General features: G+C 69.8%; 18 protein-coding genes. 10 read left to right on the top strand and 8 right to left on the bottom strand.

The window, feature by feature from the left end; all coding sequences use genetic code 11:
• Positions 1-184 precede the first annotated feature (184 nt).
• Complete coding sequence (locus ACFFJC_RS18055) at positions 185-841, top strand: MOSC domain-containing protein (protein WP_379488783.1); 657 nt, start codon at positions 185-187, stop codon at positions 839-841.
• A gap of 54 nt (positions 842-895) precedes the next feature.
• On the opposite strand, the gene trpS is transcribed toward ACFFJC_RS18055, so the two are convergent.
• The 3 genes from trpS to secB form a co-directional block, all read right to left on the bottom strand.
• Positions 896-1,915 (bottom strand): tryptophan--tRNA ligase, encoded by a 1,020-nt coding sequence (gene trpS, locus ACFFJC_RS18050; RefSeq protein ID WP_379488782.1) that lies wholly within the window; start codon positions 1,913-1,915, stop codon positions 896-898.
• A 209-nt stretch (positions 1,916-2,124) separates the two neighbouring features.
• Positions 2,125-3,693, bottom strand: a complete 1,569-nt coding sequence (murJ, locus tag ACFFJC_RS18045) for a murein biosynthesis integral membrane protein MurJ (protein WP_379488781.1) — start codon at positions 3,691-3,693, stop codon at positions 2,125-2,127.
• Between the two features lie 142 nt (positions 3,694-3,835).
• Complete coding sequence (gene secB / locus ACFFJC_RS18040) at positions 3,836-4,345, bottom strand: protein-export chaperone SecB (protein WP_379488780.1); 510 nt, start codon at positions 4,343-4,345, stop codon at positions 3,836-3,838.
• A 359-nt stretch (positions 4,346-4,704) separates the two neighbouring features.
• Here secB and ACFFJC_RS18035 point away from each other — a divergent pair, with 359 nt between their 5' ends.
• The 4 genes from ACFFJC_RS18035 to ACFFJC_RS18020 all read left to right on the top strand — a co-directional run bounded on the left by ACFFJC_RS18035 (position 4,705) and on the right by ACFFJC_RS18020 (position 8,078).
• The gene (locus ACFFJC_RS18035; protein ID WP_379488779.1) at positions 4,705-5,391 is read left to right on the top strand and encodes a Tim44/TimA family putative adaptor protein; all 687 of its coding nucleotides are present in this window, start codon (positions 4,705-4,707) and stop codon (positions 5,389-5,391) included.
• A gap of 170 nt (positions 5,392-5,561) precedes the next feature.
• Complete coding sequence (mltA, locus tag ACFFJC_RS18030; protein ID WP_379488817.1) at positions 5,562-6,767, top strand: murein transglycosylase A; 1,206 nt, start codon at positions 5,562-5,564, stop codon at positions 6,765-6,767.
• Positions 6,764-7,366 (top strand): Smr/MutS family protein, encoded by a 603-nt coding sequence (locus tag ACFFJC_RS18025; protein WP_379488778.1) that lies wholly within the window; start codon positions 6,764-6,766, stop codon positions 7,364-7,366. Before mltA ends, ACFFJC_RS18025 begins: the two co-directional genes overlap by 4 nt.
• Positions 7,367-7,475: 109 nt before the next feature.
• Complete coding sequence (locus ACFFJC_RS18020) at positions 7,476-8,078, top strand: hypothetical protein (protein WP_379488777.1); 603 nt, start codon at positions 7,476-7,478, stop codon at positions 8,076-8,078.
• A gap of 46 nt (positions 8,079-8,124) precedes the next feature.
• On the opposite strand, the gene ACFFJC_RS18015 is transcribed toward ACFFJC_RS18020, so the two are convergent.
• The 4 genes from ACFFJC_RS18015 to otsB all read right to left on the bottom strand — a co-directional run bounded on the left by ACFFJC_RS18015 (position 8,125) and on the right by otsB (position 12,716).
• Positions 8,125-8,367 (bottom strand): hypothetical protein, encoded by a 243-nt coding sequence (locus ACFFJC_RS18015; protein WP_379488776.1) that lies wholly within the window; start codon positions 8,365-8,367, stop codon positions 8,125-8,127.
• Positions 8,368-8,561: 194 nt separating this feature from the next.
• Positions 8,562-9,977 carry an alpha,alpha-trehalose-phosphate synthase (UDP-forming) gene (otsA, locus tag ACFFJC_RS18010; RefSeq protein ID WP_379488775.1) on the bottom strand — a complete coding sequence of 472 codons (1,416 nt, stop codon included), beginning with the start codon at positions 9,975-9,977 and terminating at the stop codon, positions 8,562-8,564.
• Between the two features lie 85 nt (positions 9,978-10,062).
• Positions 10,063-11,880 carry a glycoside hydrolase family 15 protein gene (locus tag ACFFJC_RS18005; protein WP_379488774.1) on the bottom strand — a complete coding sequence of 606 codons (1,818 nt, stop codon included), beginning with the start codon at positions 11,878-11,880 and terminating at the stop codon, positions 10,063-10,065.
• Positions 11,877-12,716, bottom strand: a complete 840-nt coding sequence (gene otsB, locus ACFFJC_RS18000; RefSeq protein WP_379488773.1) for a trehalose-phosphatase — start codon at positions 12,714-12,716, stop codon at positions 11,877-11,879. Before otsB ends, ACFFJC_RS18005 begins: the two co-directional genes overlap by 4 nt.
• Before the next feature lie 328 nt (positions 12,717-13,044).
• Here otsB and ACFFJC_RS17995 point away from each other — a divergent pair, with 328 nt between their 5' ends.
• The 5 genes from ACFFJC_RS17995 (at position 13,045) to ACFFJC_RS17975 (ending at position 16,055) form a co-directional block, all read left to right on the top strand.
• Positions 13,045-13,797: an HAD-IIB family hydrolase gene (locus ACFFJC_RS17995; RefSeq protein ID WP_379488772.1), complete on the top strand. Its 753-nt coding sequence runs from the start codon at positions 13,045-13,047 to the stop codon at positions 13,795-13,797.
• A gap of 25 nt (positions 13,798-13,822) precedes the next feature.
• The gene (locus ACFFJC_RS17990) at positions 13,823-14,380 is read left to right on the top strand and encodes a hypothetical protein (RefSeq protein ID WP_379488771.1); all 558 of its coding nucleotides are present in this window, start codon (positions 13,823-13,825) and stop codon (positions 14,378-14,380) included.
• An 85-nt stretch (positions 14,381-14,465) separates the two neighbouring features.
• Entirely contained in the window at positions 14,466-14,924 is a 459-nt protein-coding gene (locus ACFFJC_RS17985) for a Dps family protein (RefSeq protein WP_379488770.1), read from the top strand.
• A 40-nt stretch (positions 14,925-14,964) separates the two neighbouring features.
• Positions 14,965-15,594: a 6-phosphogluconolactonase gene (locus ACFFJC_RS17980; protein WP_379488769.1), complete on the top strand. Its 630-nt coding sequence runs from the start codon at positions 14,965-14,967 to the stop codon at positions 15,592-15,594.
• Positions 15,595-15,632: 38 nt separating this feature from the next.
• Positions 15,633-16,055 (top strand): NUDIX domain-containing protein, encoded by a 423-nt coding sequence (locus ACFFJC_RS17975; protein ID WP_379488768.1) that lies wholly within the window; start codon positions 15,633-15,635, stop codon positions 16,053-16,055.
• Between the two features lie 33 nt (positions 16,056-16,088).
• On the opposite strand, the gene ACFFJC_RS17970 is transcribed toward ACFFJC_RS17975, so the two are convergent.
• Positions 16,089-16,301 (bottom strand): hypervirulence associated TUDOR domain-containing protein, encoded by a 213-nt coding sequence (locus tag ACFFJC_RS17970; protein WP_379488767.1) that lies wholly within the window; start codon positions 16,299-16,301, stop codon positions 16,089-16,091.
• Positions 16,302-16,374 lie beyond the last annotated feature (73 nt).

Raw genomic sequence — 16,374 nt, 5'->3', positions numbered from 1 at the left:
ATGTCGCCCATTCCGGCGCGGCCCTCGAACCTCTGTGATCCTGCCGTAGAATCAATGCCATGAATAGCGGTTGAATGGGGCCTGTACGAGGCAGGGCGTGCCGCGTGTTCAGGATCCATCCACCCGCCAGGCGTTTTCGTCGCGACTTGATCGTATGCTCCACATGTAGGAAGGGATCGCCCCAATGACGAGTCCGGTTCCCCTCCTTTCACTTCTGTGCGGCAAAGTCGCGCCTTTCCGCGGCCCCGCAGAGCCGAGCGCGATCGACAAGCGCCCGGTCCTCGGCGAAGTGCGCGTTCGTCGCTCCGGCCTCGAAGGCGATACGCAGGCCGATCTGACGGTCCACGGCGGTCCCGACAAGGCCATCCATCACTATCCGCACGACCACTACGCCTGGTGGCGCGAGGCGATCGGTGACCATCCGCTGCTCGCCGGCAATGGCGCCTTCGGGGAGAACGTCTCCACCCGGGGCGTCGTCGAGGACATGGTCTGCATCGGCGACCGCTGGCGACTCGGGACGGCGGTGGTAGAGGTCAGCCAGGGGCGCCAACCGTGCTGGAAGCTCGATCACCGGTTCGGCGGCGCGCGGGTGAACGCGCTGTGCGTCCGCTCGCGCCGGTCCGGCTGGTACTATCGCGTCATCCAGGAGGGCGTGGCCCAGTCGGGAGAGGTCATGGAGCTGCTCGACCGGCCGTTCCCGTCATGGACCGTGCTCCGCGTCTTCGGCCTGCTCATCGCGGGCGACCACAAGAGCGATCGCGCCAGCCTGGAAGCGTTGGGCGAAGTCACGCCGCTGGCAGAATCGTGGGCGCGGCGCCGGGCCAAGCTGCTCGCCGGCTGACGCGGGACCCGCGCCCGGCCGGAGCAGGCTCCGGCCGGCGCCTGTCCGGCCCCGTCAGTTCCGGACGAGGCCGAGCGCCTCGTAGGTCTTCTCCAGCGTCGGGATCGCCAGTGCGCGTGCCTTCTCCGCGCCCTGTCGCAGGATCGCGTCGAGCGCGGCGCGGTCCTCGCGCAGCTCCAGGAAGCGCGCGTTGATGGGGGCGAGCTTCTCCACCAGCAGTTCGCCCAGCGCCGGCTTGAACTTGCCGAAGCCCTCGCCGCCGAAGGTGCCCAGCACGGCCTCGACGGTGGTGCCCGCCATCACCGCGTAGATCGCCACCAGGTTCTTGGCCTCGGGCCGGCCCTCCAGGCCGTCCTTGTCCGAAGGCAGGGGCTCCGGGTCGGTCTTGGCCTTCTTGACCTTCTGCATGATGGTGTCGGCCGTGTCGGTCATGTTGATGCGGCTCATGTCGGAGGGGTCCGACTTGCTCATCTTCGCCGAGCCGTCGCGCAGGCTCATGATGCGCGCCGCCTCGGGCGGGATGAACGGCGCGGGCAGGGTGAACAGCGGCACCTCTTCGCCGCAGAAATCGTTGTTGAACTTCTGCGCGATGTCGCGGGCGAGCTCCAGGTGCTGCTTCTGGTCCTCGCCCACGGGCACGTGGGTGGCCTGGTAGAGCAGCACGTCGGCGGCCTGGAGCACCGGGTAGGTGAACAGCGCGACGCTGGCGCCCTCGCGGTTCTTGCCGGCCTTGTCCTTCCACTGCGTCATGCGGTTGAGCCAGCCCATGCGCGCGGTGCCGTTGAGCAGCCACTGCAGCTCCGCGTGCTGGGGCACCTGGGCCTGGTTGAACAGGATCGAGCGGTCGGGGTCGATGCCGCAGGCCACCAGCGCCGCCACCATCTCGCGCGTGTTGGCGCCGAGGTCGGCCGGGGTGTGCGGCATCGAGATCGCGTGGAGGTCGGCGAGGAAGTAGAGGCACTCGCCCCCTTGCGCCGAGACCTGGTCCTGCATCGCCACCCAGTTGCGGATCGCGCCCAGATAGTTGCCGAGGTGCAGGTTGCCGGTGGGCTGGATGCCGGAGACGATACGCATGGCCGCGTCCTTATCGAGTTGTGGAGTGCAGGAGAGGAGCGCCGGTGGCGCTAATGCAGGAGGTCAGCGCGCGGGGAGCGCGGAAGTCCGCCATCGCCAGCTGCGGCGGGGAAGGAAGGACATCTCCTGCATCGCGCCGGCTCATAGCATGTTCGCGGGGGGATGGAAGGCCTTGGCGCCACGGACCGGGCCGGTCGGGGGCGGGCGCATTAGGCCTTGCGCCGGCGCCGCAGCAGCGCGAGGTCGGCGCGGGTGAAGGCGCCGGATGCGAGCGTGGCGGCCCCGTAGACGGCGCATCCGGCCGCCACGAGCACCGCCAGCGCGAGCCCCCGTAGCAGCCAGGTAGCGTGGACATATGGCGCCATCAGGCCTTGCCCGAACCACAGCGCCACCCCCATCGCCACCGCGGCGATGGCCAGCCGCGGCGCGCGCCGCTTCAGCCGCGCATCGACCGTGAAGTGCCCTCTGCGGACCAGCGTGCGGTAGAGGAGCGCCACGTTGAGGGTGGATGCGAGGGCCGTCGCCAGCGGCGGGCCCATGTGCTGCAGCGGCACGATCAGCACGAGGTTGCCGACGAGGTTCGCCGCCATCGAGATCATCGCGTAGCGCACCGGCGTCCTGGTGTCCTGCCGCGCGTAGAACCCGGGCGTCAGCACCTTGACCAGGATGTAGCTGGGCAGCCCGATCGAGAAGGCGGCGAGCGCCTCGGCGGTGCGGGCGACGTCGTTCGCGTCGAATTTGCCGTAGCCGAACAGCGCCGCCGCGATCGGCTGCCCGCAGACCACCAGCGCCACGGCGGCGGGAAGGGTGAGCAGCAGCGCCAGTTCCAGCCCGCGGTTCTGCGTCTCCATCGCCTCCGCATGCTGGCCGGCGCCGAGCTGGCGCGAGATCGTGGGCAGCAGCACGGTGCCCAGCCCGATGCCGATGAGGCCGAGCGGAAGCTGGTTCAGCCGGTCCGCCATGTAGATGTAGGTCACCGAGCCGTGGGCCAGCAGCGAGGCGGCCAGCGCGGTCGAGATCACCAGGTTGATCTGCACCGCCCCGGCGCCGGCGGCGGCCGGCAGGATCAGCTTGAGGAGCTGGCGCACGTCGGCGTTCCACACGGGCATGCGCAGCCGCATCGACACGCCGTTGGCGCGGCAGGCCCAGACCAGCCACGCCAGCTGCAGCGCGCCCGAGACCGAGACGCCGATCGCCTGGTTGCGGGCGGTCACCAGCGGATCGTCCGAGTGGAACCCCAGCAGCGCGACGATCAGGGTCAGGTTGAGCAGGATCGGCGCCGCGGCATTGACCCAGAACTTGCCCAGCGAATTGAGGATGCCGCCCAGCAGCGAGACCAGGCTGATGAGCGCCAGGTAGGGGATGGTCATCCGGCTCAGCGACACGGCGTAGGCGAACTGCGCGTCGGTGACGCCGTTGAACTCGCCGGACAGCAGGAAGGTCACCGGCCAGGCGAACACTTCCAGCACCAGCGTCATGACGATGAGCACCGGCAGCAGCACCGAGAGCGCCTGCTCCGCGAAGACCAGCCCCGCGGCGAGGCCGGCGCCGTCCTTGTCGCCGACCTTCTTGTTGAACATCGGGATGAAGGCCGAAGCGAAGGCGCCTTCCGCGAAGAGCGCGCGGAACATGTTGGGCAGGCGGAAGGCCACCAGGAAGGCGTCGGACGCGAAGCCGGCCCCCACGAAGCGCGCGAAGAGGCTGTCGCGCACGAGCCCCAGGACCCGGCTGGCGAGCGTCAGGCCGCCGACGCTGGCGAGGGCTCTCGCGAGGTTCATCGGATGCGTCCCCGCGGTGTCGCGCCGGGGGAGGCGGGGGTGGCGGCGGAGGAGGCGGGGCGAACCTGGCGGTTCGAAGTCCTCACCCGCTCATGCCGAGCTTGTCGCAGCACCCGCGCGGAGCCCCCCGGCGCCCGGTCGCTCAGGCGTGGCCCGCGGGCTCGCCGATGCCGGCCTCGGCCTGCTGCGCCTGGAGCTGCTGGACGTAGAGGCCGTTGAAGTCGATCGGCTCCAGCATCAGCGGCGCGAAGCCGGCGTCGCGCACCGCGTCCGACACCACCCGGCGGGCGAACGGGAACAGGATGCGCGGGGCCTCGGCGAAGAGGAAGGCGTGCGCCTGCTGGTCTTCGAGGTTCCGCATGCCGACCAGCGCGCAATAGCTGAGCTCGACGACGAAGGCGGTGCCTTCGCTGGTCTTGGAGGAGCAGGTGATCTTCAGCTCGACTTCGTGGACCTCGCCCTCGATCGCGCGCGCGCCGATGTTGAACTGCACGTCGATCTGCGGCGCTTCCTGCCAGGCGAAGCTCTGCGGCGCGTTCGGGTTCTCGACCGAGAGATCCTTCACGTACTGCGAGATGATCCCGGCCGCCGGAGCGGTGTCCTCGCCGTTGTCGAGGTTGAGGTCGGAGATGATGTTGCCTTCGTCGGCCATCGGCTGTGTGTCCCGCAATGAAGTCTGGAAGTTCAGCCGCGGCGCGTAAAACATTTTGCCGCTGCGTGGAACACCCGAGCGTCCGGAAAATTGTAGGGAGTGTGTCCCGAAGGTGCGCAGCGGCGCGCGAAAGGTCGGGCAGGGCCGGTCGATCCGGCTAAAAAATGCCCCGGACGACCTCCTCACGCGTTGTTCATTTGTAATGCCTACCTATCTGGGGCTATGTTGGAGCGCTAAGCCGACCGCGCTTTGAGTCTCGGGCCGCACCGGCCGGAGCATGCCGCGCCTGCCAGTCGCCACGCCCTTCCGCGGGCGCCGCAGACCACCGGGCCCGTGCACAGAAGGATGGATTTAGGGACGTGACACCGGAAATAGTGATCCTGGCCATGATCGCAGCCTTCCTGGGCCTGCGGCTCTATTCCGTGCTCGGTCGCCGTGCCGAGCATGAGGAAGAGCCGATCCAGGGGCGCTTCGAGGGGCGCCAGGGCCAGCCCGGCGCGCCGCGCGTTCAAGCACCTCCGCGGGCCGACCAGCGCGGTGACGAGCGCGCACGGGCCGAACAGCCGCGCCCGCGCACCGTTCCGCTCGCCCCCCCCGCGGTCGAGCGGGGCCTGGCCGAGATCGCGCAGGTCGATCGCCGCTTCGATCCCGCCGCCTTCGTCGAAGGCGCCCGCGGTGCCTACCGCATGATCCTCGAGGCGTTCTGGCGCGGCGACAAGGCCGAGCTGCGCAGCTTGTGCGACGACGATGTCTACGAAGGCTTCGCCCAGGCCATCGACGCCCGCGCCGCCGCCGGCGAGACGCTCGACAACCGCCTCGTGCGGATCGAGGAGGTCGCCTTCGCGTCGGCCGGGATCGAGAACGGGTTCGCCCGCATCACCCTGCGCTTCCGCTCGGACATCGCCGCGGTGACGCGCGATGCCCAGGGACAGGTCGTCGCCGGCTCGCTCGACGACGCGATCGAGGCGGTGGATGTGTGGACCTTCGGTCGCGCCGTCAACTCGGCTGATCCCGACTGGCTTCTCGAAGAGACCGACGAAGGTTGATCCGCGCCTGCGGGCTGTTATCCGCTAAGGCCTGACCCGCCCCGCGCCCGTCCGCGCGGGGCTTGCGCGTTCGAGGGAGGGGCCGTTTGCATCGAGGGGGACTGACGCAGCGGCTCGTGCGCCGCTGCGGAGGCGGCGGCCGCGGCGTGCACGGCGTGCGCGGCGTGCTCATGGCGGCCGTGCTTTCGGCCCTGGCCGCCTGCGGCGGTCTCGTGCCCTCCGGCGGTCCGCAGCCGACGCGTCCCCCTGCCGCGACGCCGCCGCCCGCCATCCCGCCTGCCCCGACGCTGCCGCCGCCGCAGAACGCTCTCGCGGCGGGCGTGCGCGCCGGGCCGGCCTTGTCCTCGCTGCCCATGACCGCCGCCGATGCGGCAGGGGCGCTGGCCTCGTTCCGCGAGAGCTGCCCACGCCTCACCGCGCGGGCGGACGCCAGCGGCCTCACCCGTCCGGAGGACTGGCGCCAGGCCTGCACCGCCGCCGCCCGCTGGGCCGGCGGCTCGCCGACGCTGTTCTTCGCCAGCTATTTCGAGGCGGCCCGGGTGGGGGACGGCGCGGCCTACGCCACCGGGTACTACGAGCCCGAGATCGCCGGTTCGCGCCGGCCGCTGCCGGGATACGCGGTGCCGGTCTATGGCCTGCCTGCCGATCTCGTGCGCGCGCGGCCCGGCGATGCCCCGCCGCTGCAGGACGGGCGCATGCCGCTGGGCCGCTATGCCCCCGACGGCACCTTCACCGCGTACTACGATCGCGCGCAGATCGAGGCCGGCGCGCTCGCCAACCGGGGGCTGGAGATCGCCTGGGCCGCGGACCCGATCGAGTTCTTCTTCCTCCAGGTCCAAGGCTCGGGCCGCCTGGTCGCGCCCGACGGGACGGTGACGCGGATCGGCTACGCCGGGCAGAACGGGCATGCCTATACCGGGATCGGCAGCGTGATGCGCGCGCAGGGGCTGATCGGGACCGGGCCGGGGCAGTATCCGGGCTCGATGCAGGGCATCATGCAGTACATTCGCGAGCATCCCGTGGAAGGTCGCGCGCTGATGCAGGCCAATCGCTCGTGGGTGTTCTTCAAGGTCCTCGGCGGCGGCGACGGGCCGCTCGGCGCGTTCAACGTGCCGGTGCGCGCCGGCAGTTCGGCGGCGGCCGATCCGCGCTACGTCCCGCTGGGCGCGCCCGTGTGGCTCCAGCTCGACCGGCGGGAAGCCACCGGCCTGTGGATCGCGCAGGATACCGGCGGTGCCATCAAGGGCGCCAACCGCTTCGACACCTTCTGGGGTGCGGGCACGCAGGCGCGCGCCACCGCAGGGGGCATGAGCGGGCGGGGCACGGCGCTGCTGCTGCTGCCCAAGGGCACGCTGGCGCGGCTCGGCGTGCGATGAGGCGACCGGGCCGCAGGCTCTCGGCCGAGGAGAAGGCGATCTGGGCGCAGGTGGCCCGGACGGTGACGCCGCTCGAGCCGTCGCGCCCGCGGCCGGACGCCAAGGCGGTGGACGACGCGCCCGTCCCTGCCGCTCCCGCTCCGGAGCCCGTGCGGAAGGTGAAGGGCCGCGTGCTGCCGCCCCTCGCCGCGCCGCGCCCCGCATCGCCGCTGCACCAGACGCCGCCGGCGCCGCCGCCGCTCGGGCAAGAGCGGCTGCACCTCGACGGCTCCTGGGAGCGGCGGATCGCCAAGGGCACGCTGGCGCCGGACTTCAGCCTGGACCTGCACGGCGCCAACCTCGACCAGGCCTATGCGCGCCTCATGCACGGGCTGACGCAGGCCAAGTCGATGGGGGCGCGGGTGGTGCTGGTGGTCACCGGCAAGCCGCGCCCGGTCGATGCGGCCGATCGCGGCACCGCGCGCGGTGCCATCCGCGCCAAGATCGCGGACTGGCTGGCCGCCAGCGAGCACGCGTCCGACATCGTCGCCGTGCGGGGCGCCCATCGCCGGCACGGCGGGCAGGGCGCGGTCTACCTGGTGCTCCGGAAGCGCCGCTGAGCCTCGCGGCGTGCGCGCGGGCCTGGGCGCGTGGACAAATTCAGACAGTCCGGTCACGCCCAAAAGCGGACGCTTGTGACAAAGCCTAGTGTGGTGCAGCAAGGCAGCTATGATGAAAGCCGTTACCTTGACCATCGGGACAGCAGCAGCGCTATGGGCCGTTGCAGGCGCATTTGCTGAAACGACACATCAAAGTGTTGCTGGGCACCAGTTTGATGTTCCGAAGGATTACTTGTTCGACGCGAAGATTGCGTGGCTTCCTGCTCCTGAAAGTGAGAGCTTCACCTTCCTTTTTGAACCAAACCGCAATCCGGGACAGATTCCCGAACATAGGGTGTTGGTTGAATCATTGGCAGATCGATGTGTTAATCAGCCTTCTGAGTTGATGCGCGTCGCCTGCGGTTCAGAACGCCAATTGATAGTCGCGAACCCGGAATACGAACGGCGATCGAATGAACTCGGCTCATGGTCATCAGACTTATTTATAGTTCAACGCAATGCCCGGAACGGAGCCAGTCTAAGCCAAAAGGTTGCATACTGTCAGCTATTTGAGCCCAATCCGGTACAACCTGAACCTCATAACCTTTGCACAACTGTCTGGGGGTACAAAGGGATGCTGCTTCAGTTCAGTTTCAATGAAAGTGAAGTCAATCGGCTGCAGGGAATGAAAGCACAGGCGATGGCAATGTTAGATCTTTGGACGGTCCGGTAACCACCCGTTGCTGCTATTTAGCAGACGTCGAATTTGTTCACGCCGCCTAGGTGTTGAAGTGCTGGAGGATGCGGGCGTCGAGGGGTTCCTTGAAGCGTACCGAGACCTCACGCGCCTGGCGGTGCGTCGCCGTCGCCGCAAAGGGCCCGACAGCGCCGATCCAGAGTGAGAAGTCGGCGTCGAAGACCGCCGCCGGGGCGTCGGTCTCCAGCGCGCAGCCCTCGTTCGCGAGGTCGCGGATCCGCACGCGCGCCGACTCGGCCGGGCCAACGCATTCACCGTAGATCATTGTGCTCAAATCCGTTCAACAACCAGGTCCCGGCGCCTTTGCCCCGATGTGACGGGGCCAGGGGCATCCGGTGCGAGGCAGGGCGCCGCGTCCATGCCGGCATAATCGCAGCTAAGGTCACTATGGTTGCAGGGGCACCGAAAATGTGACGAGAGGCCGGAACGCTGCGACGGAACGGGACCGGGCTCCTGCCGTCAGGCCGTCGCCTCGTGCGAGGCGTTCGCGCCCTCGCGATCCTTGCCGGCCAGCGCCTTCACGAACTGCTCGCGCCAGTGGATCACGTCCTCGTCGCGGATCGAGGCGAGGAGCCGGGCGTGGCGCCGCTTGCGCTCGGCCAGCGGCATGTCGATGGCGCGCTTGATGGTCTCGGCCACGTGCTCGATCGAATGGGGGTTGACCAGCAGCGCGTCCTTGAGCTGCAGCGCGGCGCCGGCGAACTGCGACAGGATCAGCACGCCGGGATCCTCCGGATCCTGCGCCGCGACGTATTCCTTGGCGACCAGGTTCATGCCGTCGCGCAGCGGCGTCACCAGCCCGACTTCGGCGGCGCGGTAGAACCCGGCGAGCTGGGCGCGCGGATAGCCGCGGTTGACGTAGCGGATGGGCACGAAGTCCACTTCGGCATGGGCGCCGTTGATGTGGCCGGTCTTGCGTTCCAGGTCCTCGCGGATCTGCTGGTAGCTGGCGACGTCGCCCCGGCTCGGCGGCGCGATCTGCAGGAGCACGGCCTTGCCCGCCATGTCGGGATGGTCGGCCAGGAACCGGCTGAAGCTCTCGAAGCGCTCGCCGAGACCCTTCGAGTAATCGAGGCGATCGACGCCGATCAGGATCTTGCGGCCGCGCACGCTGGACTTGAGCCGGTGGTGCGCCTCGCTGGCCTCGCTGCTGGCGGCCGCCTCGCTGAACTCGGCGTAGTCGATGCCGATGGGGAAGGCGCGGGCGATCACGCGGCGGCCCTTGTAGTCGATCGAGTTGTCGAGGTTGACCTTGAGGCCCATCTCCTTCTGCACGTAGTGCAGGAAGCTCTCCAGCCATTCGGTGGTCTGGAACCCGAGCACGTCGTATTCCAGCATCGAGGCCACCAGCCGCTCGTGGAAGGGCAGCGAGGCGAGCAGCCGGGTGGGCGGCCAGGGCGTGTGCAGGAACAGGCCCATGCGGTTCTTCACGCCCTTGCCGCGCAGGATCGAGCCGAGCGGCAGCAGGTGGTAGTCGTGGACCCAGACGAGGTCCTCCGGCTCGATCAGCGGCAGCACCGAATCGGCGAAGCGCTCGTTCACCCGCTCGTAGCCCTCGCCGAAGTTGCGGTCATACTCGGTCAGGTCGATGCGGTAGTGGAACAAGGGCCACAGCGTGCGATTGGCGTAGCCGTTGTAGTATTCCTCGATGTCCTGGGGCTCGAGGTCGATCGTCGCGGTCGTCACGCCGTCGTTGCGCTGCATGTCGAGGTGGCCGGTGAACTCCGCCGTCTCCTGCCCCGACCAGCCGAACCAGATGCCGCGATGCTCCCGCAGCGCCGAGTTGAGCGCCACCGCAAGGCCGCCCTGCGCCCCGGCGGCGCCGGCGGCGTTGGGAACGCTCACCCGGTTGGAGATGACGATCAATCGGCTCATGACAGTTCCTTCGTCGCGCCCAGGCGGGCGGAGGCTGGTTAGGCGCGGCATGCAGCACGCGCGAAAGGGCGGACCGACCGGCGCGCTAGCGCCAGTCCCGCCACGACCGGGACAGCTGCCCGGCACAGTTGATGATACCCACAAGCGAATAGGTCTGCGGGAAGTTCCCCCAGAGTTCCCCAGTTTCGAAATCCATGTCCTCCGACAGCAGGCCCGAGCGGGTGCGGTGTGAGAGCATCGCGTCGAACAGGCGGCGCGCCTCCTCGTCCTCGCCGCTGCGGTGGAGCGCCTCGATCAGCCAGAAGGTGCAGATGTTGAAGGCGGTCTCGGGCAGGCCGAAATCGTCCTCGCTGTCGTAGCGCAGCATGTGCTCGCCGCGGCGCAGCGCCTTCTGCACCGCCTTCAGGGTGGCGCGGAAGCGCGGGTCGTCCGGCTGCACGAAGCGCAGCTCCACCATCTGCAGCAGGCTGGCATCGAGCTGGCTGCCGCCGAAGCTCGCCGCGTAGTGCCCGCCCGCATCGTGCCCGTCGACCGCGTGCCAGGCGCCGCCGTCGATGTTGGCGCGCACGGTGTCGGCCCGCTCGCGCCAGAACGCCGCGCGATCGGGCAGGCCGAGGTGCTCGGCGGCGTTGGCCAGGCGGTCGCAGGCGGCCCAGCTCATCACGCTGGAATAGGTGTGGACCGCGGTGCGTGTGCGCAGCTCCCACAGGCCCGCGTCGGGCTTGTCGTGGGTCTTCCAGGCCATCTCGCCCACCTGCTCGAGGCTGCGGAAGTCCTCCTCGTCGGCGATGCGCAGCAGGCGCTGGTCGGAGAAGGCCTGGATCGAGGGCAGGACGATCTGGCCGTAGCAGTCGTTCTGGACCTGGTAATAGGCGGCGTTGCCCACGCGCACCGGCCCCATCCCGCGATAGCCCGCCAGATCGGGCGCATCCCACTCGATGATCTCCTTGGCCCCGCTCACCGCATAGAGCGGCTGGACGACGCCGTCGGGGGCATCCGCGACGATGTTGCGCAAGTAGGCGAGGTACTTCTCCAGCACGTCCAGCGCGCCGAGGTGGTTGAGCGCCTGCACGGTGTAGTAGGCGTCGCGGATCCAGCAGTAGCGGTAGTCCCAGTTGCGCTGGCTGCCGGGCGCCTCGGGGATGGAGGTGGTGAGCGCGGCGACGATCGCGCCGGTCTCCTCGTGCTGGCACAGCTTGAGCGTGATCGCGGCGCGGATCACCGCGTCCTGCCAGTCGAGCGGCGTGGCCAGCCCGCGCACCCACAGCCGCCAGTAGTCGCCCGTGCGCTGCAGCATGGTCTCGATGTCGTGCTCGACGTTGCCGGCGAAAGGCTCGTCGGGACCCAGGAAGAAGTGCAGCGCCTTCTCCAGCCGGAAGTATCTTTCGTCGAGCACGTAGCCGACCGGCGCGTCGGTGGTGAGGCGCAGGGCGTTGCGCTCGACCAGGTAGCGGATATGGTTGGACCCCTGGGTGGTGGGCGCCAGCTGCGCGCCGTAGCCGCTCATCGGGGTGAGGATGGTGCGGATCCGCGGCGCTCCCGCCACCGGGCGCACGATCCGGGCGAAGGCGACCGGGCGGTACATGCGGCCCGAGCGCTCGAACCGCGGGCAGAAGTCGTAGACTTCCACCGCGCCGCCCGCCTCGTCCTCCAGTCGGGTGACCAGGATCGGAGTGTTGCGCAAGTAGTGCTGCTGGGCGGAGACCTGGTTTTCCAGCTCGAAGCGCCAGGTGCCCGCGTCCTGCCCGCCGCCGCGCAGCAGGGCGCAGAAGGTCGGGTCGCCATCGACGCGGGGCACGCAGCCCCAGACGATCGCCCCCGCCTGGTCGATCAGCGCGCTCACCTGGCAGTTGCCGATCGGCCAGAGCTCGAGGCTGGAGGGCTGGGGCTGCAACGAGGTCATGCGCGGTTCTCCCTATCGGTTTCGGCCGGTGCGGCCATGGCGCCCAGCCCTTCTTCGAGCCACGCGTGGACGGCGGCGACATCCGGCAGGCGGAAGGCGGCGGCGGTCGGCCGCATGGCGCCGACGAGCACGCCGTGGCCCCCCGCGGCTCGCACCGCATGGAACGCGTCTTCGTCGGTGACGTCGTCTCCCAGGAACACGGGCGTGGCGCCCGCGAAGGCCGGAAGCGTCAGGAACCGGGCCACGGCGCTGCCCTTGTCGGACCCGGGCATCGTCAGCTCGATCACCTGCTTGCCGTGCTTGAGGCCGAGGCCCTTCGCCGAGGCCAGGCCCTGCGTGCAGGTCAGCAGCGCTTCCAGCACCTCGGGGCGGCCGCGATAGTGGATCGCGGCGCTGAACGGCTTGGGCTCGACCAGCAGGCCGCCGTGCGCCGCCGCGAAGTCCTGGAGCGCCGCCACCACATCCAGGGGGAGGGGTGCGGCGAGCGCTTCGATCCCGGCATGCGCCGCGGGCCGGAACTCGCCGCCATGCGATCCCGCCACCGCCACCTCGACGCGGCCGAGCAGCCCCTCCAGCGCCGCGATCGAGCGTCCGGTGACGAGCGCCATGCGGCCTTGAAGCCGGCGGGAGAGGGCGGTCAGCAATTCGGGCAAGTGCGGGGCGACGACGACCGCGTCGGGATGCTCGGCAATCTCCACCAGGGTCCCGTCGAAGTCGAGGAACAGCGCCGCCTGCCCGCGCACGTTAAGCGGCGGGGGCGGCGGAAGGTGGTCGGGCCCGTCCGGCGGGGCCATGGCGCGTCCCGCGGAGCCGAGGCTGGTGTGGGTATCTGTCATCGTCGTGTCTGTCCCGCCCCCGGATCGCAAAGAGACGCCGCGCGAAGGCGCACAGCAAGAGGGCCCGGGGCGCTTCGTCCCGCCATCCGGGCCAAGACCCGAACAATCGGCGGCGCGGCTTGTTCCCTCCTGCCGCGCTGCAACACCGGTGCCATCAAGCGCGCGCATCCCTCCCGGAGAGGAACCGTTTTTGCATCTGCGAGATAAATCGCACGAAGCTCGACCCCCTTTCGGTTTTGCCTCTTGCCTGCGGGCGTGCGGCGCGCTTTTGATGCCGCGCGACCAGCAGCGAGGGGCGCTTGGCCGGAACTATCGCGAAAGGCATGGAATGAAGAAAATCGTGGCGTTCGATCTCGACGGGACCCTGGCGCTCAGCAAGCAGCCGCTGACGGACGAGATGGCCGAGCTCATGGCGCAGCTCCTGACCGTGGCGCAAGTGGCGGTGATCTCGGGCGGCGACTGGCCGCAGTTCGACAAGCAGGTCGCCAGCCGCCTGCCCGCCCATGCCGACACCTCGCGCCTGTGGATGATGCCGACCAGCGGCGCCAAGCTCTACCGCCACGACGGCAGCGCGTGGCAGGCGATCTACGCCGAGCTGTTCACCGACGAGCAGAAGCGCGAGATCCTGGAGGCGTTCGACGCCTCGCTCGCCGCCACCGGCTTCACCCCCGAGGAGACCTGGGGCGAGCGGATCGAGGATCGCGGCAGCCAGATCACCTTCTCGGCGCTGGGCCAGCAGGCCCCGCTGGAAGCGAAGGAGGTCTGGGACCCGGACTTCGCCAAGCGCAAGGTGATCCAGGCCGACCTCATCCAGCGCCTGCCGGGCGTCTCGATCAACCTCGGCGGCGCCACCTCGGTCGACGTGACGCAGCCCGGGGTCGACAAGGCCTGGGGCCTCAAGCGCCTGGCCGAGCACAGCGGCATCGCCGAGGCCGACATGCTGTTCATCGGCGACGCCATCTTCCCGGGCGGCAACGACTACCCGGCCAAGGCCATGGGACTCGATACCGTCTGCGTGCGCGATCCGGCCGACACCGCGAACGTCATCACCGCCATCGTCGCCTGCCAGAAGGGCGCCTGAGCCCCGCCGGACGCCACGGCGCGCGGTGCCCGCCTTCTATCTCACCTTGCTCGCGGTGGTGCTGGCCGGGCTCGGCGCGCGCGACCAGGCGACGGTGGCCGCGCTGGCGCGGCGGCAGGGCCGGCGCCCCGCGGTGCTGATCGTCGCGCTCGCGACCTCCGCGGCGACCGCGGCGCTGGCCGCCTACGCGGCGGCGCTGATGCTGCGCGAGCTGCCGCCCCCGGCGCGCGGGGTGTTCGCAGGCATCGCGTTGGGGCTCGCGGGGCTGGAATCGCTGGTCCTGGCCCCGCGCCGCGAGCTGCGCGAGCCGACGAACTCGCTCGGCGCCCTGGCGCTGGTGCTGCTGGCGCAGCAGGTCGCCGACGGTGCGCGCTTCCTGGTCTTCGCGATGGCGGTCGGGCTGGCGGCGCCGCTGGCCGCCGGGGCGGCGGGCGTGCTGGGCGGCGCGGTGCTGGCGACGTTCGCCTGGGCCCGCCCCGAGCTGCCGGGCACAAGCGCCTTGCGCGCGATGCGGCGGGGAACGGGAACGCTGCTGCTCCTGGCGGGGCTGGTAGTGTTCCTGCGGCGTTTCGGGGTACTCTGATCGGGATTTGCGTTCGAACCCACCCTTTTCAACCGCGTTGCCAATTTCTAGAACCGTTCACAAGGAACCGCAAAGAGGACAGATCATGACTTCCAAGGACAACTCCAAGGCCGCGCTGATCGACAGCCTCAACGGGCTGCTGGCCGATACCTTCGCGCTCTACATCAAGACCAAGAACTTCCACTGGCACGTCCGCGGGCCGCAGTTCCACGACCTGCACCTGCTGTTCGACACCCACGCCACCGAGATCTTCGGCATCACCGACCTGATCGCCGAGCGCGTGCGCAAGCTGGGCGGCACCACGCTGACCTCGATCGGCGCGATCGCCGCGAAGTCCTCGATCAAGAACCAGGACGACACCAGCCTCGACGCCATGGCCATGGTCAAGGAGCTGTTCGAGGACAACTCGGCCTTTGTGGAATCGCTCAAGGCGACCAAGGAGCTGGCGGACGAAGCCGGCGACAACGCCACCGACGGCATCATCGACGACTGGACCGACCAGGCCGAGCAGCGCGCCTGGTTCCTGCGCGAGATCATCGCCTGAGGCGTTCCGGAACGGGCAGGGAGGTGCTAGGAACCTCCCCATGCCTGCTTCCGCCCCCGCATTCGACCTGATCGAGGACGCCGGCGACGATCGCGTCGCGCAATGGCTTGCCGGCCGGCTTCGGGCCGCGCTGGCGGTCTCGGCCGAGATCGCGGTGACCGTTCCCGGCGGCTCCACCCCCTTCCCGATCTTCGATCGCCTGGCCGGTGAGGACATCGCCTGGGCACGCGTGGCGGTCTGGCCGGGCGACGACCGCCTGGTTCCGGAGGATCACCCCGCCAGCAACGTGGGAAAGATCCGCGCGCGGCTGGAGCCTGCCGGCGCCCGCATCGTCCCGCTCACCGAGGACGCGCAGCCACCGCACTTCGCCGTCGCCTGGCTCGGCATGGGAGCCGACGGCCACGTCGCGTCGCTGTTTCCCAACACCGATCCGCGCGCCGACGATCCGCGCCCGGTCCGGCGCCTCACGCCCGATCCGCTGCCGCCGGAGGCGCCGTTCGACCGGCTCAGCCTGACCATCCCGGCGCTGGTGGACAGCGACGAGATCGTCTTCGTGATCCGCGGCGCCGACAAGCGCAAGCTGTTCGAAGCCGCCGCCAGGGGCGAGACCGACCTGCCGGTGGCGCGGCTGCTGCGCGCGGCGCACCGCAAGGTCACCTGCTTCTGCTGAGGCTGCTTCCGGCCGCGCTCCACCGGGCGCTCTACCGCGTGGCGCACGCGGCGCGGGTCCTGGTCTGGCGGTGGTGGAAGCCGCGCCACCATGGTGTGCGCGTGGTGGCGCTCGACGCGCAGGGTCGGCTGCTGCTGCTCCGGCATTCCTACGGCTCCCCCAAGTGGATGCCGCCCGGGGGCGGCATGCGCCGCGGCGAGGATCCGCTGGATGCGGGTGTGCGCGAGCTGCAGGAGGAGACCGGCTGCGCCCTGGCCGACGCCCGCCTGCTCGCGGTCTGCGAGGAGGCGCTGCACGGCAGCGCGAACATCGTCAGCGTCGTGCGCGGCAGGGCCGAGGGGCCGCTCCGGATCGACCGGCGGGAGATCGTGGAAGCCGGCTTCTTCCCGCTCGACGCGCTGCCCGAGCCGATGCCCGCCGGGTTCCCCGAGCGCCTGCGGGCCTGGGCGGCCGCGGACTGAGGCCACCGGGTGCCGGGCTGCCGCTCGCCCGGCTCAGGACCGCTTGTGCAGCGCCTCGGGCTTGTGCGCGGCCTCCTTGCCCGACTTCTCGCTTTTGACGATGTACTGCGGGTCGTCCTTGGTGGCGGCGACCTTGTGGCCCTTGATGTGCGTCTGCGAGGTCTGCTTACGCTCGATGGTGCCCTGGGTCTTGCCCTGGCTGGTGTCCCATTCGACCTTGTCGCCCTTGTGGAACTGCTGCGTCATGGATCGGCCTCTCCTGCGTATAGGACAGGTCAACACGAGCCGAAGGCGCGGCGTTCCCGACGCCGGGCAGGCG

Origin of the sequence: Novosphingobium soli (genome assembly GCF_042432915.1) — a bacterium.
GTDB classification, from domain to species: Bacteria; Pseudomonadota; Alphaproteobacteria; order Sphingomonadales; family Sphingomonadaceae; genus Novosphingobium; species Novosphingobium soli.
Note: the sequence above shows the minus strand (reverse complement) of the source record. Positions and strands in the feature narration are given on the sequence as shown.